At 62.7% G+C, this 22968-nt stretch carries 31 protein-coding genes; all 31 read left to right on the top strand.

Annotated elements, in window-relative coordinates:
- The first annotated feature begins 275 nt into the window (after positions 1-275).
- The 31 genes from DOM36_RS08065 to DOM36_RS07915 all read left to right on the top strand — a co-directional run bounded on the left by DOM36_RS08065 (position 276) and on the right by DOM36_RS07915 (position 22956).
- Positions 276-560 carry a hypothetical protein gene (locus DOM36_RS08065; RefSeq protein WP_110642488.1) on the top strand — a complete coding sequence of 95 codons (285 nt, stop codon included), beginning with the start codon at positions 276-278 and terminating at the stop codon, positions 558-560.
- Positions 560-1057, top strand: coding sequence for a VRR-NUC domain-containing protein (locus DOM36_RS08060; protein ID WP_110642486.1), 498 nt, complete (start codon positions 560-562; stop codon positions 1055-1057). The genes DOM36_RS08065 and DOM36_RS08060 overlap by 1 nt, the downstream gene beginning before the upstream one ends.
- Positions 1058-1080: 23 nt before the next feature.
- Positions 1081-1680, top strand: coding sequence for a hypothetical protein (locus tag DOM36_RS08055; RefSeq protein WP_110642484.1), 600 nt, complete (start codon positions 1081-1083; stop codon positions 1678-1680).
- 501 nt (positions 1681-2181) lie between these two features.
- Positions 2182-2778 (top strand): lytic transglycosylase, encoded by a 597-nt coding sequence (locus tag DOM36_RS08050; protein WP_110642482.1) that lies wholly within the window; start codon positions 2182-2184, stop codon positions 2776-2778.
- Positions 2775-3050 carry a hypothetical protein gene (locus tag DOM36_RS08045; RefSeq protein WP_075568947.1) on the top strand — a complete coding sequence of 92 codons (276 nt, stop codon included), beginning with the start codon at positions 2775-2777 and terminating at the stop codon, positions 3048-3050. Before DOM36_RS08050 ends, DOM36_RS08045 begins: the two co-directional genes overlap by 4 nt.
- 25 nt (positions 3051-3075) lie before the next feature.
- The gene (locus DOM36_RS08040) at positions 3076-3408 is read left to right on the top strand and encodes a phage holin family protein (protein ID WP_110642480.1); all 333 of its coding nucleotides are present in this window, start codon (positions 3076-3078) and stop codon (positions 3406-3408) included.
- The gene (locus tag DOM36_RS08035) at positions 3405-3767 is read left to right on the top strand and encodes a hypothetical protein (RefSeq protein ID WP_110642478.1); all 363 of its coding nucleotides are present in this window, start codon (positions 3405-3407) and stop codon (positions 3765-3767) included. Before DOM36_RS08040 ends, DOM36_RS08035 begins: the two co-directional genes overlap by 4 nt.
- Positions 3764-4225, top strand: a complete 462-nt coding sequence (locus tag DOM36_RS08030; RefSeq protein ID WP_110642476.1) for a 3TM-type holin — start codon at positions 3764-3766, stop codon at positions 4223-4225. The genes DOM36_RS08035 and DOM36_RS08030 overlap by 4 nt, the downstream gene beginning before the upstream one ends.
- Complete coding sequence (locus DOM36_RS08025; protein WP_110642474.1) at positions 4215-4571, top strand: HNH endonuclease signature motif containing protein; 357 nt, start codon at positions 4215-4217, stop codon at positions 4569-4571. Before DOM36_RS08030 ends, DOM36_RS08025 begins: the two co-directional genes overlap by 11 nt.
- A gap of 120 nt (positions 4572-4691) precedes the next feature.
- The gene (locus DOM36_RS08020; RefSeq protein ID WP_110642472.1) at positions 4692-5156 is read left to right on the top strand and encodes a P27 family phage terminase small subunit; all 465 of its coding nucleotides are present in this window, start codon (positions 4692-4694) and stop codon (positions 5154-5156) included.
- A 3-nt stretch (positions 5157-5159) separates the two neighbouring features.
- Positions 5160-6878 carry a terminase TerL endonuclease subunit gene (locus DOM36_RS08015; RefSeq protein WP_110642470.1) on the top strand — a complete coding sequence of 573 codons (1719 nt, stop codon included), beginning with the start codon at positions 5160-5162 and terminating at the stop codon, positions 6876-6878.
- Positions 6879-7049: a hypothetical protein gene (locus DOM36_RS20285; RefSeq protein WP_198651239.1), complete on the top strand. Its 171-nt coding sequence runs from the start codon at positions 6879-6881 to the stop codon at positions 7047-7049.
- On the top strand, positions 7046-8266 hold the full coding sequence (locus DOM36_RS08010) for a phage portal protein (protein WP_110642468.1): 1221 nt from the start codon (positions 7046-7048) through the stop codon (positions 8264-8266). Before DOM36_RS20285 ends, DOM36_RS08010 begins: the two co-directional genes overlap by 4 nt.
- A complete protein-coding gene (locus tag DOM36_RS08005; RefSeq protein ID WP_110642466.1) occupies positions 8263-8868 on the top strand; it encodes an HK97 family phage prohead protease in 606 nt (201 codons plus the stop codon). Before DOM36_RS08010 ends, DOM36_RS08005 begins: the two co-directional genes overlap by 4 nt.
- Positions 8869-8870: 2 nt before the next feature.
- The gene (locus tag DOM36_RS08000; protein ID WP_110642464.1) at positions 8871-10103 is read left to right on the top strand and encodes a phage major capsid protein; all 1233 of its coding nucleotides are present in this window, start codon (positions 8871-8873) and stop codon (positions 10101-10103) included.
- Positions 10104-10149: 46 nt separating this feature from the next.
- Positions 10150-10491, top strand: a complete 342-nt coding sequence (locus DOM36_RS07995) for a head-tail connector protein (protein ID WP_110642462.1) — start codon at positions 10150-10152, stop codon at positions 10489-10491.
- A gap of 8 nt (positions 10492-10499) precedes the next feature.
- A complete protein-coding gene (locus DOM36_RS07990; RefSeq protein ID WP_110642460.1) occupies positions 10500-10706 on the top strand; it encodes a hypothetical protein in 207 nt (68 codons plus the stop codon).
- 9 nt (positions 10707-10715) lie between these two features.
- Positions 10716-11048: a phage head closure protein gene (locus tag DOM36_RS07985; RefSeq protein ID WP_110642458.1), complete on the top strand. Its 333-nt coding sequence runs from the start codon at positions 10716-10718 to the stop codon at positions 11046-11048.
- Entirely contained in the window at positions 11041-11247 is a 207-nt protein-coding gene (locus DOM36_RS07980; RefSeq protein ID WP_157958595.1) for a hypothetical protein, read from the top strand. Before DOM36_RS07985 ends, DOM36_RS07980 begins: the two co-directional genes overlap by 8 nt.
- Complete coding sequence (locus DOM36_RS07975) at positions 11240-11731, top strand: HK97-gp10 family putative phage morphogenesis protein (protein WP_110642454.1); 492 nt, start codon at positions 11240-11242, stop codon at positions 11729-11731. Before DOM36_RS07980 ends, DOM36_RS07975 begins: the two co-directional genes overlap by 8 nt.
- Positions 11731-12102: a DUF3168 domain-containing protein gene (locus DOM36_RS07970; protein ID WP_110642452.1), complete on the top strand. Its 372-nt coding sequence runs from the start codon at positions 11731-11733 to the stop codon at positions 12100-12102. The genes DOM36_RS07975 and DOM36_RS07970 overlap by 1 nt, the downstream gene beginning before the upstream one ends.
- Positions 12103-12192: 90 nt before the next feature.
- Positions 12193-12684 (top strand): phage tail tube protein, encoded by a 492-nt coding sequence (locus tag DOM36_RS07965; protein WP_110642450.1) that lies wholly within the window; start codon positions 12193-12195, stop codon positions 12682-12684.
- 9 nt (positions 12685-12693) lie between these two features.
- Positions 12694-13182, top strand: a complete 489-nt coding sequence (locus DOM36_RS07960) for a phage tail assembly chaperone family protein, TAC (protein WP_110642448.1) — start codon at positions 12694-12696, stop codon at positions 13180-13182.
- A gap of 203 nt (positions 13183-13385) precedes the next feature.
- Complete coding sequence (locus tag DOM36_RS07950; protein ID WP_110642446.1) at positions 13386-13718, top strand: HIRAN domain-containing protein; 333 nt, start codon at positions 13386-13388, stop codon at positions 13716-13718.
- 49 nt (positions 13719-13767) lie between these two features.
- Complete coding sequence (locus tag DOM36_RS07945) at positions 13768-14154, top strand: superinfection immunity protein (protein WP_110642444.1); 387 nt, start codon at positions 13768-13770, stop codon at positions 14152-14154.
- A 60-nt stretch (positions 14155-14214) separates the two neighbouring features.
- Positions 14215-16704, top strand: a complete 2490-nt coding sequence (locus tag DOM36_RS07940; protein WP_110642442.1) for a phage tail tape measure protein — start codon at positions 14215-14217, stop codon at positions 16702-16704.
- Between the two features lie 2 nt (positions 16705-16706).
- Positions 16707-17204: a DUF1833 family protein gene (locus tag DOM36_RS07935; RefSeq protein ID WP_110642440.1), complete on the top strand. Its 498-nt coding sequence runs from the start codon at positions 16707-16709 to the stop codon at positions 17202-17204.
- The gene (locus DOM36_RS07930) at positions 17204-17620 is read left to right on the top strand and encodes a hypothetical protein (RefSeq protein WP_110642438.1); all 417 of its coding nucleotides are present in this window, start codon (positions 17204-17206) and stop codon (positions 17618-17620) included. The genes DOM36_RS07935 and DOM36_RS07930 overlap by 1 nt, the downstream gene beginning before the upstream one ends.
- On the top strand, positions 17586-20324 hold the full coding sequence (locus tag DOM36_RS07925; RefSeq protein WP_110642436.1) for a host specificity factor TipJ family phage tail protein: 2739 nt from the start codon (positions 17586-17588) through the stop codon (positions 20322-20324). The genes DOM36_RS07930 and DOM36_RS07925 overlap by 35 nt, the downstream gene beginning before the upstream one ends.
- A 14-nt stretch (positions 20325-20338) precedes the next feature.
- Positions 20339-20809 carry a hypothetical protein gene (locus DOM36_RS07920; protein ID WP_110642434.1) on the top strand — a complete coding sequence of 157 codons (471 nt, stop codon included), beginning with the start codon at positions 20339-20341 and terminating at the stop codon, positions 20807-20809.
- Positions 20810-20898: 89 nt separating this feature from the next.
- Positions 20899-22956 (top strand): hypothetical protein, encoded by a 2058-nt coding sequence (locus tag DOM36_RS07915; protein WP_110642432.1) that lies wholly within the window; start codon positions 20899-20901, stop codon positions 22954-22956.
- The last annotated feature ends 12 nt before the right edge of the window (positions 22957-22968 follow it).

Genomic DNA, 22968 nt, shown 5'->3' with positions numbered 1-22968 from the left:
TTGCTCGTGGCACGTTTGGCAGACAACTGGAGCGAGTGCTGGAGGGCCCGGAAAGACGCTGGAGCTGCTGGGGCCTGTCGCGACGCGAGACGAAGAGCTGTTCGATATGTTTGGAGGAGCTTTTGCATGACGCGATCAACTCTACCCAGTCGCCCTCGCCGCCGTCGTCCGGCTCGCCGTCATTGCGGCCTGTGCGGGCAATCCCGCGATGCCCTTGGTTTCGCGCCGGGCTCCAGCGTTTGCAGCTTGTGCCAGAGCCGACGGGAGACAGGCCGATGACACGACACGCCAGCAGCCAGGCCCAGAGAGCAGCCATGCTGGGCGCCAATCCCCGCTTCCAGCTCTATCTTGACGCACGCAAGCGGCATCGCCGCAGCCTCACGCTCGAGCAATTGCCAGACGGCACGCACAACGAGGAAGACGCGGCAGACTTCATCCGCAATGCCTGTGGTGTATCCAGTCGCGCGGATATCGATCGCAATATTCACGCGGAGGACGTGCTGCGCCGGATCGTGGCGGACTACTCGGCATGGGAACGACGACAAGCGAGGAGCAGCTGATGGCACTTAACACGAATCCCCGGAAGCCCCGCGCGCGCACGGCCAGTGGCAAACCTCGAAAGAAGCCGGTGGATTGGGAAGGGCAAGAACAGACCAGGCTGATGCTCTGGCTAAGAGGCGAGTTCAACCGTGGCACTGCCGTCGGCCCAGCGCATGAGCACACCTACGCTGTACCCAATGGGGGCAGCCGGCACGGGCTCGAGGCGGCAAAGATGAAGGCCCAAGGCGTTCGGTCGGGCGTATCGGATTTGGTCATCGCGATACCGCGCGGTGGGTATCACGGTCTCTACCTCGAGCTGAAAGCCACACCGCCCCGTGATGCTGACCTGGCTGAATCTCAACGAGTCTGGTTAGAGCGAATGGAAGCGGCCGGCTACTGCGCAAAGCTGGCGCTAGGTATCGAACAAGCAAAGCAGGTGATCGGCGAGTACATGGCAGCGCCGATGACCGCAACACTTGGCGAGAAGGAAATCATTGTCGCCGGCACTGACTGGTAAGCAATAGGGGAGCGGGGGGAGCGATGCGGCAACTAGAGCTGATGGGGATCAATCAACTGCTGGCGGTGATTCGTCGCGAGCCGGAAGAGAGCGCATTACGAGAGCGGGCGTTGCGCCGGTGCCTGGATGAGCTGATCGAGGTAGAGATCGAATGGCGCCTGGATTACCGGCACCTCAACCTGGGGCATCACAACGTCAGCACGATCGCGAACATGGGCGAGGGCCGTGGTGGGATGACGGGGCGAGTCGATCACGTGGGCGAGGCAGCCGAGCGCTTCCGGTATGCCTGCCGTTGGCGGTCAATGGCTCAGGCGCTGCTGGGACACGTCAACGAACGGCAACGGATGGCGCTGCTACTGTCGGGCTATGCGATTACCGGGCAGATCTGGTCACAAAATGCTGGCGGCGATCGGGCTCTGGTGGAAGCTATCAAGCAAGGCAACCGAGGGCTGACGCTGGCGGAGGTGTGCGGGGCTCAGCGGATCATCATGACGCGGCTGGGTTATCCGATGGGGGCAGGGCAAACGGTGTTTCAGACGGCTGAGGCGCTGCGCAACTCTGCAAAGAATGCTCGGAAGTCGCTGTTATTGGTCGTGGGTGAACAGGCTAGGCTGGCGGCGTGACCGCTAAACTTGGCCAATGGGTCGTAATATTGCATGCCCCAACACCAATACGATAACCACGATAACGCCTATCACGAAAAGAACTGTCGCCAGTGCGTTGTTAGCACTACGGCTACGAGGCTTATCACTGTACTTGTTAGACATGATAATCCCGGCCACGACTGCAATCATGATTGTTATTGCTCCAAGTACCATGTCTTCTCCGCTGTCCGGCGACTCTGAATTTTAAGGGGTCAATGAATAGGTAAAATAACATGGACACTACATGTTGTATCCATGACCGCTTGTAAGTACTATTCAGCTAAGCTTGTATTTCCTGCGCCCTGATCGGTTACGACCGTTCGGGGCGCGTCTGTTTTATTCCCCTGTTCGCCGCCTGTGCCCAGCTCCCGCGTGCTCCCCCACGTTTCCCCGAGCATAGGTGGCAACCTATTCGCGCCACCTGGTTACTGCGCGATCTTGCCGCCCTCGCTGGCGGCTTTTCTTTGCCTGGAGTTTCCCATGCAGTTTCTACGCGACGTCGCACTGATCGGCGGCGGCAGATACCCGCTGCGCGTTCGTCTGGCGTGGGGGGCTCATGTGTCGGATGCGTTCATCGATCGGTTGTTCGAACTGGCGGCCCGGTTCGGCTGGGGCCTCGATCACGTTAACTGGCTGATGGCCTGTATGGCATTCGAGACCGGCCGGACGTTCGACCCGGCCCAGAAAAACCTCGCCGGATCCGGTGCCACCGGGCTGATCCAGTTCATGCCGCGCACGGCTATCGGCCTCGGCACGACGACTGATCAGCTGGCGGCGATGACGGCGGTCGAGCAGCTCGATTACGTCGAGCGCTACTTCGAGCCCTACAAGCTGCGCATCAACACGCTGCCGGATATGTACCTGGCGATCCTGATGCCGGCCTACGTCTCTCGCCCTGGCGGCTCGGTGATGTTCACCGATGGCACCACGGCGTATCGCCAGAATGCCGGGCTCGATGCCAACACGGATGGTCATATCACGAAGGACGAGTCCTCCCAGCGCGTGCAGGCGATGCTGATCGAGGGGCAGCTGGCGGCCAATTCACGCGACGTCTGGCAGGCAGAGGAGGCGGCATGATCGGTTCCCTGATGGCAGCGGCCAATTTCCTGATCGCTGCCGGTCTCATCATCCAGTGCCTGATTGCGCTCAACCGCGTCGATGACGGCTGGACCCGCTTCGCCATCCACTTGGTGATCGCGACCGCCGGCGGGCTGTTGGCGTTTCGTGGTGCCGACATGGCGGTAGACATCGCGCTGAGCGACCGAACGGCCATCGGCCGGTTACTGCTCAATCTGTCGATGATCCCCGCCTGGATACTGATTCACCGGGCTTCGCACAAACGAGGGTAGCCGCGCGACATAACCGGGGATCGAGATGCCGGACCATATCACTGAGCTCTGGCTGACGGTTTCCGCGTTCGCCCGAGAGCCTGCCCAGTCTGCGGCCCTCTGCGCGATCTTCATGTCGTCGTTGCGCGTGTTGACGTCCGGCGGGCTGCGCAAGCCGAAGCGCTGGATCGAGACGTTGATGGTCGGCTTCTTGGCCTGGACCTCGCTGCCATTCATTCAGCACTGGGGATTCGAGGCCGACACCGGCCGTTTCTTCGCGGCTTTCCTGGGCTACATCGGCGTGCACGGCTTCGAGAAGCGTGTCGATCGTCTGCTGGACAACATCGCCGACGTTGCGTCGGCACTGAGGCGGAAATGATTCGATGGATCGGGAGGCTGAGCCGCGATAGCCGGTCGCATCTGCTGGTGGCGGCTGCCTGCTTTGCCTGGGCAGTGTCGTCCCAGATGCAGGTGAGCAGCGCCTACCATCGTTTGGACGCGACTCAGGCCAGCCAGCAGGCCGTGGGCTATGGCCTGTGGTACGCACTGGTTGAGGAGCAGGAGAAGGCCGGCAAGTTCGAGGCCGAGCGCAACATCGCTCGCGAGAAGCTGGCCGACCTGCGCTACCAGTTGGGCGTCGCTGATACGCGGCTGGCTGCCTGCCAGGCCACCACGAACATGACCACCGATGACGGGTTCACCGGTGAGCTGCTGCTGAGAACGGAGCGGAAGCGATGAGCATCATCGATAAAGCGCTCGGCGCTGTGGTCTCACCGATCCTCGACATCGTCGACAAGGCGGTGACCGACAAGGATGAGGCTGCGCAGATCAAGGCCGCCATCACCAAGGAACTCATCACCGAGCGCTCCAAGGGTCTCGACGCACGCATGCAGGTGGTGCTGGCCGAGGCCAATGGTGAGAGCTGGTTGCAGCGCAACTGGCGCCCGCTGCTCATGCTGGTGATCGTGGCCATTGTCGGCAACAACTACCTGCTGGCGCCGTACCTCGGTGCGATGTTCGGCGTGAGCCTGACGCTGCCGCTGCCTCAATCGTTGTGGGATCTCATGACGCTGGGTGTGGGCGGCTACATCGCTGGCCAGACGGCAGAGCGAGGACTCGCCACTTGGCAGCAAGGTCAGGTGGCCAAGGAGCAGGCGAAGAGTGGACGTCTCTCGAGTGAGATCGATGCCCGGTAAGACACGCCGACCGTGTCGCGCCCCTGGCTGCCGCCACACGACGACCGAGCGGCAAGGCTACTGCGAAGAGCACGCCGCCCTAGGCACTGGCTGGACGCAGCGCCGCAAGGGCAAGAGCGGTCGCGGTGGCAGACCATGGCGCCGCAAGCGTGATTCGGTGCTGCAGCGTGACCGCTACTTGTGCCAGCCCTGCAAGCGCAAGGGCATGGTGACGCCCGCCAGTGAGGTCGACCACATCGTCAACCGTGAGGCAGGTGGCACTGACGTCGACACCAACCTCGAGGCCATCTGTCTGCCGTGCCACAAGGCGAAGACGGCGAGAGAGTCGCGGAATGGTCCTGAATGAGAGGAATTCGCGTTTAGGGGCGGGGGCGGGGTAAATCTCTACAGCCCTCGCAGTCGGACACCGCCGCCTCAGTCACTTTTTTATGCGTGAGAAATAACGAAAATTTTCTGGAGGGGCCCAATGTCGAACGCAGCACCGGTTCGGGCCTCCGGTGGAGGTCGCAAACCCAAGACGACCGCCAAGCACAAAAGCTCTCTGACCCGCATTTCTCCGCCGCCGGAGTTGGTCGACGACCAGGCCGTCAGGCTTTGGAAGACTCAATCAAAAATCCTCATCGAGCGCGGCACATTCGAGCTGGAGGACGCGCCGCTGCTGGTCGCCTACTGCAACTCGTTCGCGCTGATGCTAAAGGCCGATTTGAAGATCACCGACTGGGCGGCGGACGACGGCGGCATGGTCGTGTCCACCGCCGATGGCAGTTTCAAGAAGTCGCCCTACGTCGCGGCACGTAACGACTACATCGCGCAAATCTCGCGCCTCGGCTCGCTGCTCGGTCTTGACCCGCTGACACGCATTCGAATGCTCGGCGGCGGATCCGGCAACAGTGAGGGCGGAGAGGGAGAAAACGAATTCGACGGGTTCTGATCTATGGCCGCCTATCCGAATGTGAACGCGGCTCAGAAATACGCCCGCGACATCGTTGGTGGCCGCATCCCCGCATGCAGCTACGTCCGCGCCGCCTGCGCCAGACACCTCGATGACATCCGCGCCTCCAAGGCCAAGAGCTACCCGTATCGATTCGACCGTGACCTGGCCGAGCGTGTCTGTCGCTTCATTCAGCTACTGCCGCACACCAAGGGCGAGTGGGCCCGTGGCAAGCAGCGCATCAAGCTCGAGCCGTGGCAGCTGTTCCTGTTCTCGGTGGCGTTCGGCTGGGTTCGGAAGAGCGATAAGCAGCGCCGGTTCCGTGAGGTCTACACCGAAGTCCCGAGGAAGAACGGCAAGTCGATCATCGCGGCCGGCGCCGGCGTCTACGCGTTCTGTGCCGACAACGAATACGGTGCCGAGGTCTACTGCGGCGCGACCAGCGAAAAGCAGGCTTGGGAGGTTTTCGGGCCGGCCATGAAGATGGTCAAGAAGCTCCCGAACCTGCGAAAACGCTTCGGCATCGTGCCCTGGGCGCGGAAGATCGAACGCACGGACGGCAGCAAGTTCGAGCCGGTGATCGGTGACCCGGGCGACGGCTCGTCCCCATCGTTCACGGTGGTCGACGAATACCACGAGCATCCGGACTCGCGGCTCTACGACACCATGCTCACCGGCATGGGTGCGCGTAATCAGCCGATGATGTGGGTGATCACCACCGCGGGCTATGACATCGCCGGGCCGTGCTACGAGTTGCGCGAACGCGTGATCGAGATGCTCGAAGGCACCAGCCAGGACGACGAGATATTCGGCATCGTCTACACCATCGACGCCGACGACGACTGGACCAGCGAGGCCGCGCTCTACAAGGCCAATCCGAATATCGGCGTGTCGGTAAAGGTCAACTTCCTCAAGTCGATGCAGGCGCAGGCCATCGCCCGCGCGCGGCAGACCAACAAGTTCAAGGTCAAGCACCTCAATCTCTGGGTCACCTCGAAAGAAGCGTTCTTCAACCTTGAGGAGTGGAAGCGCTGCGCCGACACGACGCTGACGCCGGAACAGTTCGCCGGCTGGAATTGCTACCTCGGTTTCGACCTGGCGCGAAAGCTCGACATGAACAGCATGGCGCGCCTCTTCGTGAAGACGATCGACGGCAAGCGGCATTACTACTGCGTCGCCCCGCGGTTCTGGGTGCCGGAAGACACGGCGACAGACAACGAAGACCGGCGTATGGCCGAGCGCTACCAGGGTTGGATCGAGAGCGAGCACCTCTTCGCGACCGAGGGCAGCGAGGTCGACTACCGCGAGATCCTCGAAACCGCCAAGGAAGTGCACCAGGTGACGCCGGCGCTCGAATCGCCTATCGATCCACATGGCGCGGCCAACCTTTCGCACCAGCTCGAGGACGAGGGCCTCGGCCCGATCAGCATCACGCAGAACTACACCAACATGAGCGACCCGATGAAGGAGCTCGAGGCGGCAATCATCGCCGGCCGCTTCCATCACGACGGCAACCCGATCATGACCTGGTGTATCAGCAACGTGGTTGGCAAGCACCTGCCCGGCAATGACGACGTGGTCCGCCCGATCAAGCAGGGCGACCACAACAAGATCGACGGCGCCGTCGCGCTGATCATGGCCATCGGTCGCGCCATGCTGGCGGATCAGACGGAAACCAGCCTCCTAAACACTCTCTCCGACGACGACTTCCTGGTGATGTGAATGCGCCACTACCTGTTCGACATCCTGGGGCTATGCGGCTTCGGGGCGATGACCTACGGCCTGTATTTGCGGTTCGGGCTCGCTGACGCCCTGATCGCCGCCGGTGGTCTGCTACTGGCGATGGCGCTCGCTGGCGCTAGAGCCGCGAAGCGTCGGGGAGGTAAAGCATGATCCTCGACTCCCTGTTCGGTACCCGATCCATCGAAAACCCCGACACACCGCTGACCGGCCAGACCCTGCAGGACTACCTGCACCCCGACAACGCCATCTCGGTGAACAACGCCAACGCCATGACGCTCGGCGCGGTGTACTCGTGCATCTACGTGCTGTCCTCGTCGATCGCTCAGCTGCCGTTGCATGTCATGCGCAAGCAGGGCAGCACCATCGCCGCGGCGACCGATCACCCGGCTTACTGGCTGCTGCACGACGAGCCCAATACCTGGCAGACCAGCTACAAGTGGCGCGAGACCAAACAGGCGCACGTGCTGGGCTGGGGAAACGGCTACACCCAGGCGGTGCGCAGCAACCGCGGCGAGCTGCGCGAACTGGTCATGCACCGGCCGTGGATGTGTGAGCTGGTGAAAAACGGCAACCGCTGGGTCTACTCGGCCATCACCGAGGAAGGCCGGGCGCTCGCCATTCCCCCGGAAGACATGATCCACGTTCGCGCTCTCGGGTCGGATGGGCGCACGGGCATCAGTCTGATTCGTCAGCATGCTGAGACGATCGGCCTCGGGCTGGCGGCCCAGCGGTACGGCAAGGACTTCTTCGATGGCGGCGGACGGCCGACGGGCTTGGTCACCGTCAAGGACGGTCTCAACAAGGAAAGCTGGGAGCGTCTCAAGACAGTGTGGGGCGCGGCGGTCGCTAAGCTCCGGCAGTCCGAAAACAAGACGCTGATGATGCCGGCGGACCTCGACTACAAGTCGATCACGATCGCGCCGGAAGACGCCCAGTTCCTCGAGACCCGCAAGCTCAACCGCTCCGAAGTTGCCGGCATCTTCAACGTGCCCGCGCACATGATCAACGACCTCGACAAAGCGACCTTCTCGAACATCAGCGAGCAGGCCATCCAGTTCGTGCGCCACACCATGATGCCGTGGATCCGGAACTGGGAAGAGGAGATCAACCGCCGGATCTTCACCCGCGCCGAGCGGATCGCTGGCTATTACGTGAAGTTCAACCTCGGTGGACTGCTGCGCGGTACCGCCAAGGAACGCGCCGAGTTCTACCACTACGCCATCACCGACGGCTGGATGGACCGCAACGAGGTCCGCGCGCTCGAGGATCTCAACCCACGGGATGGGCTCGACGAGATGCTGATCAGCGTTAACGCCCAACCCATGAGCCAGCTCGGCAAAGACACCAACCCCGAGGATACGCCATGAGCGATATCGAGAAGCGCGCCATCGCCTGCGAGGTGCGCGCCGAAGAGCCAGCCGAGGAAGGGCAGGCTGCCCGGATCATCGGTCATGGCGCCGTCTTCAACAGCCGCAGCGAGATGATTATGGGCATGTTCAAGGAGGAGATCGCCCCGGGCGCCTTCGACAACGTGCTCAACGACGACGTCCGCGCGCTGTTCAACCATGACCGCAACTTCGTACTGGGCCGAACGATCAGCGACACGCTGACGATCTCGGTCGATGGCGAAGGCCTGCGCTACGAAATCATGCCGCCGGATACCCAGACCGTGCGCGACCTAGTGCTGGCGCCGCTTCGTCGCGGTGACATCACCGGTTCGTCGTTTGCCTTCCGAGTGGCCCCCGATGGCGATGAATGGCGCGAGGAAGAGGACGGACTGATCGTTCGCACCATCCGCAGCTTCAGCCGTCTGCTGGACGTCTCGCCGGTGACCTACCCGGCATACCCCGACGCGGGCGCCTCTGCGCGCTCCCTCGAGGCCCGCTGCGCCGAGATCAAGGATCTCGGCAAGCGGGCCATCAATCAGCGCCGCGCCCGCGAGCGCTTCCTGGAAATCATCGGAGCCTGATAATGAAACTCCACGAGTTGAAGCAGAAGTACAACGCCATCGCCAAGGACATGCGGGCGCTGAACGACGACATCGGCGATAACGCCTGGACCGACGAGCAGCGCAGCAAGTGGCAAGCGATGAAAGGCGATCTCGACGGTCTGAAAGAAAAGATCGAGCGCGAAGAGCAGCTGCGCGATGCCGACCAACGTTTCGTCGAGGACGGCGAAGAAGAGCAGCGTAAGCGTTCCGAGCAGGAAGAACGTGGCGAATCCGGCTCGCTGGACGACAAGCGCGCCGCAGCCTTCGACGCGTTTCTCCGGCAAGGCATGCAGGACATCTCCGCTGAACAGCGCCAGCTGCTTCGCGAGATGCGCGCCCAGGGCACCACGCCGAACGAGAAAGGCGGCTACACCGTACCGACGACCTTCCTCAACCGTGTTCAGGAAACCATGCAGGACTTCGGCGGTATCGCTGCAGTCGCCCAGATCCTAACCACCGATTCCGGCAACTCCATCGAGTGGCCGACTAGCGATGGCACCGGCGACATGGGCGAGCTGTTGGGCGAGAACCAGCAGACGAGCGAGGAAGACGTCGACTTCGGCATGGGCGAGCTGGGCGCGCACAAGCTCAGTTCCAAGGTGATCCGGGTTTCCAACGAGCTATTGCAGGATAGCGGCATCGACATGGAGGGCTACCTGGCCGGCCGTATCGGTAACCGCCTCGCTCGTGCCGAAGCGCACTACCTGGTGAAAGGTACCGGCGCCGGTACGCCCAAACAGCCCAAGGGCCTCGAGACTTCGGTCACGGGCACCGTCGCCACCGCCGCTGCCACCAAGGTCACCTGGCAAGAGGTCAACAGCCTCATCCATGCCGTCGATCCCGCCTATCGTCGCATGGCCGGCTATCGCCTGGCGTTCAACGACAACACCCTGAAGGCGATCGAGGAATTCGTCGACGCCAATGGTCGCCCGCTGTGGCTGCCCGGCGTGATCGGTGTGGCCCCGGCCACGTTCCTGAACCGCGAGTACGTGATCGACTCCGGCATTGCCGATATCGGTGCCGGCAACAAGTTCATGTATGGCGGCGACTTCAAGCAGCTGGTTTTGCGTCGCGTCCGCTACATGGTGCTCAAGCGCCTCATCGAACGCTACGCGGACTTCGATCAGACCGGGTTCCTGGCCTTCTCCCGCTTCGGCGTGGTGTTGCAGGAAACCGCCGCGATCAAGGCGCTGGTCGGCAAGCCTGCCGCCTAAACCCATCGGGCCGCCTCCGGGCGGCTAGCAACACGTGAGAACCACCGTGCTCGAACTGGACATCATCAAGCAACACGTCCGGCTCGAGCCGGACTTCGAGGTAGACGACACGCTCCTCGACACCTATTCCAATGCCGCCCGGCGACTGGTCGAGAACCGGACCGGGCGGAAGCTCTACGCCACCGCTGCCCAGATCCCCAAGGATAGCGATGGCAATGCCGCTGACGAGAACGCCCTCGTTCTCGACGACGACCTGGTCACCGCCATGTTGTTGCTGATCGGTCACTGGTACGTCAACCGCGAAAGCGTGGTCGTTGGCACCATCACCTCCGAGATGCCGATGGCCGTCCAGTCGCTCATCGAGCCATATCGGTTCTTCCATTTCTGAGGCCCGACATGACCGACATCGATCTTATCGTCGCGCTCCAAAAACAGACTGCCGCACTGGATCGCCAGACTGCCGCACTGGATCGCCAGACTGCCGCGATGCACGAATTGGCCGAGTCCAACCGCGCGGTAGTCGACATGCTCATCGCCCAGGAGTCCGAGCCGGGCGAGGATCGCGAGCCGGCGACACTACTCGACGGCACGCCGGCGCGCTGAGGAGGCGACATGCAAGCAGGAAAGCTACGCCACCGCGTCGAGTTGCAGCAGAAAGGCACCGGGCGCAATCCAGATACGGGCGGAGTTATCGATGTGTGGCAGTCGGTCACGACCGTCTGGGCCTCGATCGAACCGCTCAGCGCTCGGGAGTTCATCGCCGCCGGCGCGACCCAGGCATCGGTGACAACCCGCATCACCATCCGTTACCGCGAGGGCGTCACCGCACAGATGCGCGCCGTCAGCCGCGGCAAGATCTACAACATCGAAGGCGTACTACCCGACGACAAGTCTGGCCGGGAGTACCTGACGCTGCCCTGCAGCGAGGGAGTCAATGATGGATGAATCAATGAAACTCGCGCTGCGCCGCACGAAGGATGGCACCGCCTACGCTCTGCATGACGCAGAAACCGGAGAAATCCTGCCAGCCCAGCAGAGCCTCCAGATCATCCAAGAGCCTGGCGATTTGACGAAAGTCGTCGTTACCTTCGTCGCGGATAGTCGTGCTTCATCCCGCGTCCAGATCGAACGAGACGATGGCTGACTCCATCACCTTCGACGTTCATGGGCTCGCCGCACTGGGCGACCGCCTCGAGGGGCTGCAGTACGACATCAAGCGCAAGGGTGGTCGCTTCGCGCTGCGCAAGGCGGCCAACGTGGTGCGGGACCAGGCCATCGCCAACGCCAAGCGGATCGATGATCCGGAATCGGCGGCGGACATCGCCGAGAACGTGGCCGTTCGCTGGTCTGGCCGCTACTTCAAACAAACCGGCGATCTCAAGTTTCGCGTCGGGATCATGGGTGGTGCTGGCGGTCGAGCCAAGAGCGATGCGCTGGCCAGCCTGCCTGGCGGCGACACTCGCCACTGGCGTCACGTCGAGTTCGGTACCCAGTATGCCCGCGCCCAACCGTTCATGCGCACCGCGCTGGCCAGCAGCATCGACGCCGCATCGCAAGAGTTCGTGACGCAGTACGGCAAATCCATCGATCGCGCGCTCAGGCGCGCCGCGAAGCAGGCAGGTAGCTGATGCGAACCGTACCGATCTATTCCGCCTGCCTGGCAGACGCCGGCGTCCGCGCCGTGTTCGGTGGCGATCCCCGCGTCTATCCGTTCGGCAAGGCCTCCGCCGGCGTCGCCAGCCCGTACGCCACCTGGCAGATCATTACCGGCGCCCCGGAGACCTACCTGGCCGAGCGGCCCGACATCGACAGCGCCACGATCCAGATCGATATCTACGCGGATGCCGACGACCAGCTAATCGCCGGCGTTGTTGCGCTGCGCGACATGCTCGAGTCGCAGCCTGGCGTGAACATCGCGCGCTGGGGCGACGAATATACCGACCCCGACACGGGCGCCCGGCACCGGTCGTTCGATGTCGACTGGTGGGTCCGGCGCTGACCTGACCACTCATCAACCACCCCACGAGGCCCCGCCACTGAGCGGGCCTTTTCATTGCACCAAAGCCCCGCTGGGGCAGGAGATAGCAAGATGTCCATTCTGACCCAGGGCACGCAGGTATTCATGTTGGCCGCAGGCGCCATCGTGCGCATTCCCGGTGCGACGGCATTCAACCCCGCCGGCAACCCGCGCGACCAGATCGACGACACCACGCTCGAAGAGACCGTTTCGCGTCAGTACAAGAAAGGCCTCGGAACACCAGGATCGGCGTCGATCACCGTCAACGCCGACCCGCAGGAGCCGGCGCACGTCCAGCTCTACGACATGGCCAATTCCAGGACCGATGAGAACGTTACCTTCTTCGTCGGCTGGTCGGACGGCGACCAACCGCCGACGGTTTCCGGTGAGTCCGTCACGCTGCCCACCTCGCGCACGTGGTTCCAATTCGACGGCTACGTCAGCGACTTCCCGATGGACTTCGCCACCAACGCGCTCGTCAGCTCCCAGATCACCATCCAGCGCAGCGGCGACGGCAAGTGGACGCCGAGAACGCCCGACGCTGGCACCGGCACTGGGGAGTAATCGACAGCCATGCAGCTATCTATCGACAACCTCAAGCAGCAGGGCGCCTTCACCGGCGCCCCGGTCAAGAAAGACATCGAGTGGACGCAGGACGGCGAGACGTTCAAGGCCACGACCTACGTCCGGGCGATGTCCTACCACACCGCCGTCAGTGACATCGCCTCGGCGCGCAATGGTGGCGATGCCGTCGCCGGTCGCATCGCGGCTTGCATCTGCGACGCCGAGGGCAAGCCGGTATTCACGGTGGCGGACATCACCGGCGATGCCGACCCCGAGCGCGGCGCGCTTAACGGCAACCTGACCATGGAACTGCTGCGCGTGATCGGTGAGGTCACCGGCCTGGGAAAGAACCGGACGAGCTCGACGCCGAAGCCGAACTTTTCCACGAGCTCGTCCTCAACGGCATCGGCGGCCGCTCCATCGAAGAAGCACGGCAGCGCCTCAGCTACGCGGAAGTCCGCCAGTGGGCGGCGTACCGACGGAAGCACGGCGGACTGAACCAGGGCGAGAAGATAGAGCGCGCCGTTGCCCAGCTCACCACGATCTACGCCAACGCGCATCGGAAGAAAGAGGTCGAGCCGTTCGGGCTCCACGACTTCATCCCGCACTGGGAGCGCGAGGGCGAATCGCTCGAGCAGGCCATGGCGACGTGGCATTGAGCCACGACCCCCGTTACAGTCTGGAAAAGTAACGGGGGGATTATGGAGTATTCAGCGATAGTCGCCGGTACAGGGTTTGAAGGCAGAGCGGGCCGCATCAGGGCCTTCGCCAAGGAGGGCATGTCAGTGGTGCTCAAGCGCGAACCCAGCAACCCCCACGATGCCAACGCCATCGCTGTCTATATCACCGTGGCCCGGTGGTACACGCTATTCAGGCCTGTCGAAACGCAGATCGGTTACATCAAAGCGAGATTTGCGGCGACGTTGAGTAAGCGCATGGATGCCGGTGGCACCATTGTCTCGGCGAGAATCGACAGTCTCTACCTGCCACTTGACCATCCGCGCGTTTCCTTGCGGATCGTCACGGATTGGTAGATGCCAGCATCGATGCCCGTTACAGTTTGGAAAAAGTAACGGGGGAACTATGGAAGCTCTTATTTCGATGGCGATATCGCTGGCGCTGTACCTGCTGCCAACGATCATCGCTGCCGCTCGCCACAAGCGGAATGTTGTCGCGATCGGCGCGCTGAATATTCTTCTCGGCTGGACGCTGATCGGCTGGGTGGTGGCGCTGGTCTGGTCTCTCATGCATGACAAGCCGGATTCCAACCAGCAGCCCATGAGTCGGGAGCAACACCAGTCGATCGATGAGATCGAAAAGCGAATGAGCCGGAGCCGCGTCTGGATAGCGGTGCTGGTCGTTGCTGCAGGGGTAATCTACCTGGTCTACCAGCATCAGAATGCCGAAGCGCCGATAGGCGCCGAGCAGACACAACAGGCATCGCCCGATACGGATGAGCGCGAACTCTAGCTCGCGCTCCAAAAATCTACTAAGCCGCCTCCGGGCGGTTTTTTTGTGCCCGGAGAAAGCATGGCAACGCGATCGCTCGGTCAATTGACGCTGGATCTGGTGGCGCGCATTGGCGGCTTTACCGGTCCGCTGGAAAAGGCGAAGCGCACTGCAAAGTCCGATATGTCGGATATCGCGAAATCGGCGAAAGTCGCATCGACTGCCGTTCTCGCGATCGCTGGATCTGCGGCCGCCACGGGGACTGCGGTGGTGGCATTCACCAAGCACGCCGCCGACAGTGCCCGGGAGTTGAAGAATCAGGCCTCCCTGGCCAATGCCTCCACCACGGAAATCCAGCGCTGGGGCTACGCCAGCCAGCAGGTAGGTATCGAGCAGGACAAGCTCGCCGACATCCTCAAGGACGTGAACGATCGCGTCGGGGATTTCATGGCCACCGGCGGTGGCCCGATGGCGGACTTCTTCGAGAACATCGCGCCTCAGGTCGGCGTGACCGCCGAACAGTTCCGATACCTCTCCGGTCCGCAGGCGCTGCAGCTATATTACGATTCGCTGCAGAAAGCGAACCTGAGCCAGCAGGATATGACCTTCTACCTGGAGGCCTTGGCCAGTGACACGACGGCCTTGATCCCTCTACTGCGCGATGGCGGCAAGAGCATTGCGAGCATGGGCGATGAGGCCGAGCGTCTGGGGCTGGTGCTTAGCGATATGGATATCGCCCAGCTCGAGGAGTTCGCTCGGCAGTTCGATCGCATCTCCGGGCAGATCAGCACCATCGGCAACATGCTGGCAGCAGACCTTGCGCCGTACCTCACGGTGATAGGGGATCGGATTCAGGACGTCTCGAAGAATTCGGAGGAGTTGGGGCTGATCTTCCCGACCGCCATTCGAGACAGCATCGAGGCCACGGGCTGGCTACTGGATGCGCTGCACCTGCTCAACGTGCCGCTGCAGGGACTCCAGGCTTTCGCCGGAACCATCGCCCAGGCGTACACCACGGCATTCGCCACGATCACCGAGGCGGCGACGAACTCGCTCGACTTCATCGCTGGCGGGTTGAACGAGCTGATCGCTGGGTTCAACCACCTTCCCGGTGTTGATGTTCCCTTGATCGGCAGCTTCAACAATTCGCCCTACATGCAATCGGTGCGGGCGATGGCGAAGGAAGTCGCCGAGAGGGCGGAGAAGCAGCGGCAAGACTTCGTCGATGCCGTCACGGACCCATTGCCCAGCACGGCCATCGACGAGTACCTCGCCGACGTAGACGCCAAGCTGGCCGCGTTCCGCGCTGAGCACGACGGGGTGGAATTGAAGCCGCTCGACGATTGGCTATTCAAGCCGCCGTCGAAAGTCACTGGCGGCACCGGTGCCGGGAGCAACACCGACGACCCCACCAAGGCCATCCGCGACCAGATCGCCTCGCTCAAGCAGCAGGCCGAGATGGTCGGCCTGAATACCGATCAGCAGACGCTGTTCAAGCTCGCCGCCGAGGGCGCCACCGAGGCGCAGCTGGCCCAGGCACGCGCAGCGCTGGAGACGGTCGCGGCATACGACGACCAGCAGCAGGCGCTGGAGGACTACCGTTCGCTGGTCGACGAGCTGCGCACGCCGGAAGAGAAGCTCAACGACACGCTGCTCAAGCGCCTCGACATCCTCGAGGCGGCCAAGGTCTCGCAGGACGAATACGCCGACGCTGTGGCGCGCATCGCCGATGCCGGGTTCACAGACGCCCCGGAGTACGAAGGGCTCGATGCTTCCATTGGTGGCGCCTTCGGTGAACTGGGCAAGATCGACGAAGCCCAGGCCGAGCTCGAGGACTGGTACGCCACCCAGCTCGAGATGCTCGACACCTACCGTAGCGAGCGCGCGGACCTCACTGAACAGTGGGACGCCCAGGAACGCGATCTCAAGCAGGAGCACGAAGACGAACTCGCCAGCATCGAGCAGGCACGCCAGGTGGCCCAGCTCGCCGCCGCCGAAAGCGTGTTCGGGGATCTTGCCGGACTATCGGCAGCGTTTGTTGGTGAGCAGTCCAGCGCCTACCGCGCATTGTTCGCGGTATCCAAGGCAGCGGCTGTCGCCCAGGCGCTGATGAACGTACCGTCGTCATTCTCGAAAGCGTTCGATGCGGTTGTGGGTATTCCCTACGTCGGCCCTGTGCTGGCACCGGCAGCCGGTGCGGCTGCTGCGGCCGCTCAGGTTGCTCAGGCAACACAATTGCAGAACATCGGCATGGCCCACGACGGCATCGACTCGGTGCCGGCAGACGGTAGCTGGTTCCTGCAGAAGGGTGAACGCGTTACCACGTCTGAGACCAGCGCCAAGCTCGACCGGACGCTAGATAGCGTGCAATCCGGGATGACGCAAAGTGGCAGCGATGGCGGCAATGTTGTGGTCAACCTCAACGAGGACGCTAGCCGAGCTGGTCAGAGTAACCGCCGTCAGGACAACGGCACGACCGTTCTCGACATCTGGGTCGCCCGGATCCGGCAGGGCGGTAACGACGAGGCCGATGCGCTCGAGCAAACCTATGGCCTGAAGCGGGGGCGCTGACCATGAGCGAACTGATGGAAATGGTCTGCGCGTCGGCGCCGGCGGGCATCATAAAGATTCCAACGCTGGAGCTGAGGCAGCGCCGTTTCGACAACAACGGGCGTTTTTTCCTCTGCGTTGGTTTCGAAAATATCACCGCCAGGCTGGAAACCGGAGAGTGGGTCGAGTTCATCGCCTGTGGCATGGACGTCGCGCTGCCAGCAAAGAACGCCACCGGTCGGCAGGATCTCGGGTTCGCGATCGACAACGTTCTGGGTCACGCCTACCGCAATATCCGCGCAGCGCTGGAGGATATCGAGCCGATGGAGCTGATCCACCGAACGTATCTGTCGACCAATCTGACGGAGCTCTACGAGCCACCGAACCGGGCGACGATCACTGAGGGAGAGATGAGCGGCGGGACGCTGAACATCAACGCCAGCTACTTCGACCTGATCAACTACCTGTTCTGCCGCGACACCTACGACCTGACCCGCTTCCCCGGCCTGGCCTATCTCTGATGCTCAACGATCTCATACGGCACGCCCGCTACCAAGATGGCGGGCGCGGCCCGCTGCTGTTCGACTGCTGGGGGCTGGCGCGGCACGTGCGCCACCACCACTTTGGGCGGGCCCTGCTGGCCAGCTGGGGCGAGATCCGCGTTGACGATGCCCGGGCTACGACACGCGCGGCGATGGCCACGCTGCCCGCCTTGGTCGAATCCCGGCCGGTACCGGGCGCGCTGGCGCTGGCCTGGCGCTGCGGGCTGCTGGTCCATATGGGCACGGTGGTCATTGCCGACGGGCGCCGCTGCGTCTTCGACATCAACAGCCAAAGCCTGACACCGCGCCTGATTCGGCTGCAGGACTTCGAACGCTTCTACATGCGAGTGAGCTACCACGATGATCGAGATCTATCCCAGCAAGCTGCCGGGTGAACCGCTCGAGCGACACGCCGTGGATGGCGAGACGTTCGGCGACTGGCTGGCGCGCAAGGTGCCGAGCTACCGGCACGAAGAGCATGCCTCCATGTGGTCGGTCGAGTTCAATGGGCGGATCGTCTCCCCGGATAAATGGCTCGCACTGCGGGTCTCTGCGGCCGACACGTTGCGTGTCCGGTTCGAGGGCAAGGGCGGTGCGTTCGATGCCATCGGCAGCATCGTCAGCTCGGTGTTCTCGTTCGTCGGTAAGCTATTCGGCCTCTCGACGCCCAGCGTCCCCGACTACAACAGTAACCAGGTGCAGGGTAGCGACATCTCGGGCGCCAACGTCGAGGCCAACACCGCCAAGCGAAACGACGTCATCGCCGAGATCGCCGGCCGCCGCCGGATCTACCCGTCCTACTGCGTGCCACCCCACAAGTACTTCGTGGAGGAGGACGGCAAGACAGTCCAGTATCTCGAGCTGATGCTGAGCGTGGCCAAGGGCCGCTACCAGATCCTGTCCGAGGACGTGATGATCGGCTCCACGCCGCTGCTGGCGCTGGGGGACGCGGCGTCCTTTCAGGTCTACGAGCCGGGCGCCGACCTCAGCGCCGACAGCGCGCACCATCACTGGTACATCGCCCCGGAAGTCGGCTCGACTTCCACCGGATCCGCCGGCCTCGAGCTGCGGGCTACGACCACGGTCGACCGTGCCGCCGATGTCTCGGCTGTCACCTTCGCCGGCAAGGTCATCACCGCGACCAATGCCACCCAGACCGGTGAGGAATGGGCGGACGCCTTCCCCGATGGCTGGACCGCGGGGCAGATCTTGCGCGTCGAGCAGCCGCAGTCCGTCGTGTTCAGCGGCGGCGATACGCTGCAGATGGACTTCTCACGCCTGGACCCCAGCGTGGGCATGTCGATCGAGATCGTCGGCACCAACGCCGGCGAGTACCTGATTGCAACCCACACCCCGGCAACCGACCCGACCGAGACCGAGCCCGGCACCGAGGAGCAGATCACCCTGGCAACGCTCGAAGGCCAGCCGGTGACCTGGCTAAAGTCCGGCGACTTCGATGTCACGGTAGGTGTGAAGGGCCTACGCTACCGCGTCGTCAGCGCCAGCCGCACGACGCTGTCCGTCGAGAAGCTGCAGGAGAACGGGTCCATCGATGAAGGCTGGCCGGGCTTCTTCGCCGGCACCTACGCCGGCAGCGACATCGTCATCGAGCTGGACGAGTACAGTGTCGAGGGAAACTGGGCGGGGCCCTACGCTGCGTGCCCGCCCAACAAGGCCACCTCGATGGTGCAGTTCGACGTCTACTTCCAGGGCGGTCTGTGCCGGATCAAGGACAACGGCAACCTGAGAGACCAGACGGTCACCGTCGAATTCCAATACCGGGACATGGCCATCGGCGGCGAGTGGAGCTCGGTACAACGCAGCTGGACCAAGCGGACGCGGGATCAACTCGGCTTCACGATCGACGTGGAGTTGCCCTACGAGATGCGCGCCGAATGCCGGATGCGCCGGATCGGCGCCGAGTCCAACGACACCCAGGTAAGCGACGCGGTCGAGTGGTACGGCCTGCGCTGCCAGCTGGACACCGTAACCAAGTACGACGCCGTCACCACGATGTCGGTGAAAGTACGCGGCGGCGACCGGCTTGCCGCCCAGTCCGAGAACAAGGTGAGCGTGATCGGCACTCGGCTGCTGCCGGTGCGCCGCGAAGGAGAGTGGCAGCCGGAACAGCCGACACGCGACATCGTCCCCTGGGTGATGCACGCCGCCAAGTCGGTGGGCTACACCGATGCCCAACTCGACCTCGAGGAGCTCGACCGGTTGGACGCCATCTGGCGCGCCCGCGGCGACACGTTCGAACATATCGTCGAGAGCGGTACCGTGCGCGAGACGATCCGCGATGCGCTCTCCGCCGGCTTCGCCGAACTGACCTTGGACCTGGGCAAGATCCTGCCGGTGAGGGACGAACCCCGCACCCAGCTCGGCCACAGCTACACGCTGGGCAACATGGCCAAGCCGTTGCAGATCCGCTTCGACGCTCGCAAGCCGGACGATTACGACGGCATCGACGTCGAGTACACCAACGCGCTGACGTGGAAGAAGGAGCCAATCCCGTGCCGGCTTCCCGGCGATAAAGGCCTCAAGGTCAAGAAGCTATCGATGCCGTTCATCACCAATCCCACTCAGGCCTGGCGGATCGGCATGCGCGAGCGCTGCAAGCTGGAATATCGCCGCTGGGGGTTCACCTGGGGTACCGAGATGGACGCGCTCAATAGCCGCTTCGGCTCCTACGTGCCGGTCACCAGCGACGTGCCCGGGTACGGCCAGAGCGCCGTGCTGGAGGCGATCGAGGTCTACGACGAGGAGCGGGACCTGCTGACGCTCTCCGAGCCGCCGAACTGGGAGAGCGGGGCGAATCACGTCGTTGCCGTGTCGAAGCCGACAGGGCGCCTCGACGGCCCGCACCCGGCCGAGCCAGGCCCGACGCAATACCAGGTCATCTGTCCCGCGCTCAGCTTCCAGCCGGATTTCTCCGGCGAGATGGAGCCGCCGCGCGTCCACTTCGGTACCGCCGAGCAGTGGTGCTTCGACGTGCTGATCAACAAGATCCAGCCCGGCAGCAATGACCAGGTCTCCGTCGAGGCCGAGAACTACGACGTCCGCGTCTACCAACACGATGATGCCGAGCCGCCGGCCTGAACGGAGCGCCAACTGTGATTCAGTACCCCGAAGCCTTGCCGATTCCGTTGCTCGAAAACTACCAGTTGCAGGACGTCGACCCGCTGCTGCGCACGCCGATGGAGTCGGGCACGACCCGCAACCGGCAGCGGTACATCTCAGTACCGACTGACCTGCAGGTGGCGCACCTGTTCAGCCCGGAGCAGTACGAGATGTTTTGCGGCTGGTGGGTGCACATCATCAAGGACGGCGCGATTCCTTACTCGGCGCGCATGCGGACCGCAACCGGGCTCGGCCCCCGCAAGGTGCAACCGACAGGCGTGCACCAGGACAGCTGGCTGGGCCGGCATTGGAAGGTCACCTACCCGGTGCGCGTGTTGACGCGAGACGTTCCCAGCGAGCAGCGCACCCTCGAGCTGATCTACGACATCGCTCCGCTCGGCGATTTCGTCGACCGACTCGATGGTGTGCTGAGCGACTACTACACCGACAGCTGGCTCGACTGACGACACCCCCACGCCGGCCTGAACCGGCACCCCCGACCACCACCATGACCGCCATCTGAGGCGGTTTTTTTGTGCCTGGAGAAAACCGAATGGCAACTGGCGATCCCATTGCGAATTTCAACGACATCATCAATGTGCTGAACGAGATCGCTCTCGGTGATCCCGGCATGGTCTCGCTGGGCGGAGAGTCTCGCCCGACGCTCGCCAAGGTATTTGCCGAGTTTCTCGCGAGTCAGAACGTCTATCAGAGCATCCAGGATGGCTTGTCTGTAACCTCCGGAACGGGAACCAATAACCGGTTTTTCACAGTCTCAACCGATTCCAAGAATCTCGATGTTCGCTATCGCAACGATGGGGGTAATGCGGTTGAGGTTGGTCGTCTGCCAAGTACCGATCTGGTCGAGCAAGAGATTCCCGAGATCATCACTTCCCTGGCCACACCGCGGTCGTTTGCGCCGTACCCGTGGGGGATCGTTGACGAGGGCGGGTCACCTATTGCAGTTGTGACTGATGAAGGGGTATTCCGATCGAACACCGACATGCTGCCGGGTACCGCCTCGCTCGATGGAGAGTTCGCCTGGGGCATCACCGACGCCTTCGGAAATATCGTGTTGGGTATCCGGTGGAATGGCACCGTTCATGTCAATCGCGTCCAGCCATTGCTCGATCATGAGTATCAGTGGGTCGAAACTGATGATAACGGATTCATCCTGCGCGGCGTTCGGTGGGACGGCTCTATCGACGCGGGGTCGGGCATCCGAGGGCGATCCTACGCTTACACGCGTGGGCCCGAAGGCAGTCGAAACGTTTATGCCTATGTCGGCGGCGAGGAGCGGCAGTTGTCCTCCTTGGGCGATAACTGGGCCCCGAGAATTGAGGCCGGCAAGCTCCACTATCTCAACATGACCAACGGGGCTCTGGCTGAAAAGGCCGTGGCGCTTGTATCCGATCTCCCGTTCTCGTTTGACGTTTCCAGGATGGTCTACATCCCCGGCAACGGACAGTCGCTTTCCGTTGGGGCTCACGGTGAGCCGACTACGGGGATTATCCGGCCTGGGCGTATTGCGAGCTTCAATGGCGGGGTTTTGCCGATCGGCCAGCAGCCGGGGGGCTCTGAGGTCTATACCCCAGTCCCCGAGACCAATATCGAAACGCTCAAGGATGCGCGGTCTGAGTTCACCGAGGTCCACCTGCTCATGTCGGCAGATCAGCTGTCCGAGCTGAACGATGATGACGATCACGAAAACTATGGCTATGTAGTCGCCGCTACCGGCGTTGGTGGCCGGCCAATCTCAATGCTCGCCGAAGGGACCCAGGCGACCGCCAACCTGCTCACGTGCCTAGAGCGGGCGTTCGTGCTGAGTCAAGCGGCGGGCCTCGATTTCGAGGTGCCCTATATGGACTGGGTGCAGGGCGAGAATGATCGAGGCATGGATCCCGATGAGTACGCCCAGGCGCTTTACGATTATCAGAGCTACATGGAGCTCACGGTCAATGAAATGCTGAACCGCACAGGAGCCTTCCCATTCCTTCTCGACCAGATCAGTAACTGGACGCATTACAACCTGGCCGAGTGCTTTGTCCCTCTGGATCAGTTGCAGGTCTCAATCGATCAGCCAGAAAAATTCGTTTGCGTCGGCCCCAAGTACCTCTGGACCACCGTCGACGGGGTTCACTTGGACGCCGATGGCTATATCCAAATGGGGGAATACCACGGCCGAGCAGCCCACGCACTTATGAGCGGCGATGGATGGAAACCGCTTTACGCAATTCAGGCATCAATCGTTCAGGACGTCGTCGCCGTGACGTTCCACGTGCCGCACGGCAGTGTCGTCATCGACACCATTGCGGTCACCAATCCAGGAAATTACGGCATCCGCTGGGGTGATGATGGCGACGGCAATAACGTCAGCGTCAGTGCAGTTCAGGTTGTCGGGTCGAACCAGATCGAGATAACGCTAGACGACGTCCCGACGGGAAGCAACGGGTTTATTGGTATCGCGGACATCGGTGTGCCTGGGCAGCCCGGGGGACCAACTACGGGCGCCCGCAGCAATCTGCGCGACAGTTCGCCGGATATCGGGATTCAGGGCAACACGATGCACAACTGGGCATGCCATCAGCGCATCTCGGTCACTTCAACCTAAGAGGGTTTTCAC

Origin of the sequence: Salinicola sp. CPA57, from assembly GCF_003206035.1 — a bacterium.
Lineage (GTDB): Bacteria > Pseudomonadota > Gammaproteobacteria > Pseudomonadales > Halomonadaceae > Salinicola > Salinicola socius.
The sequence above is the reverse complement of the archived record's forward strand: the minus strand, read 5'-3'. Positions and strand labels throughout refer to the sequence as shown.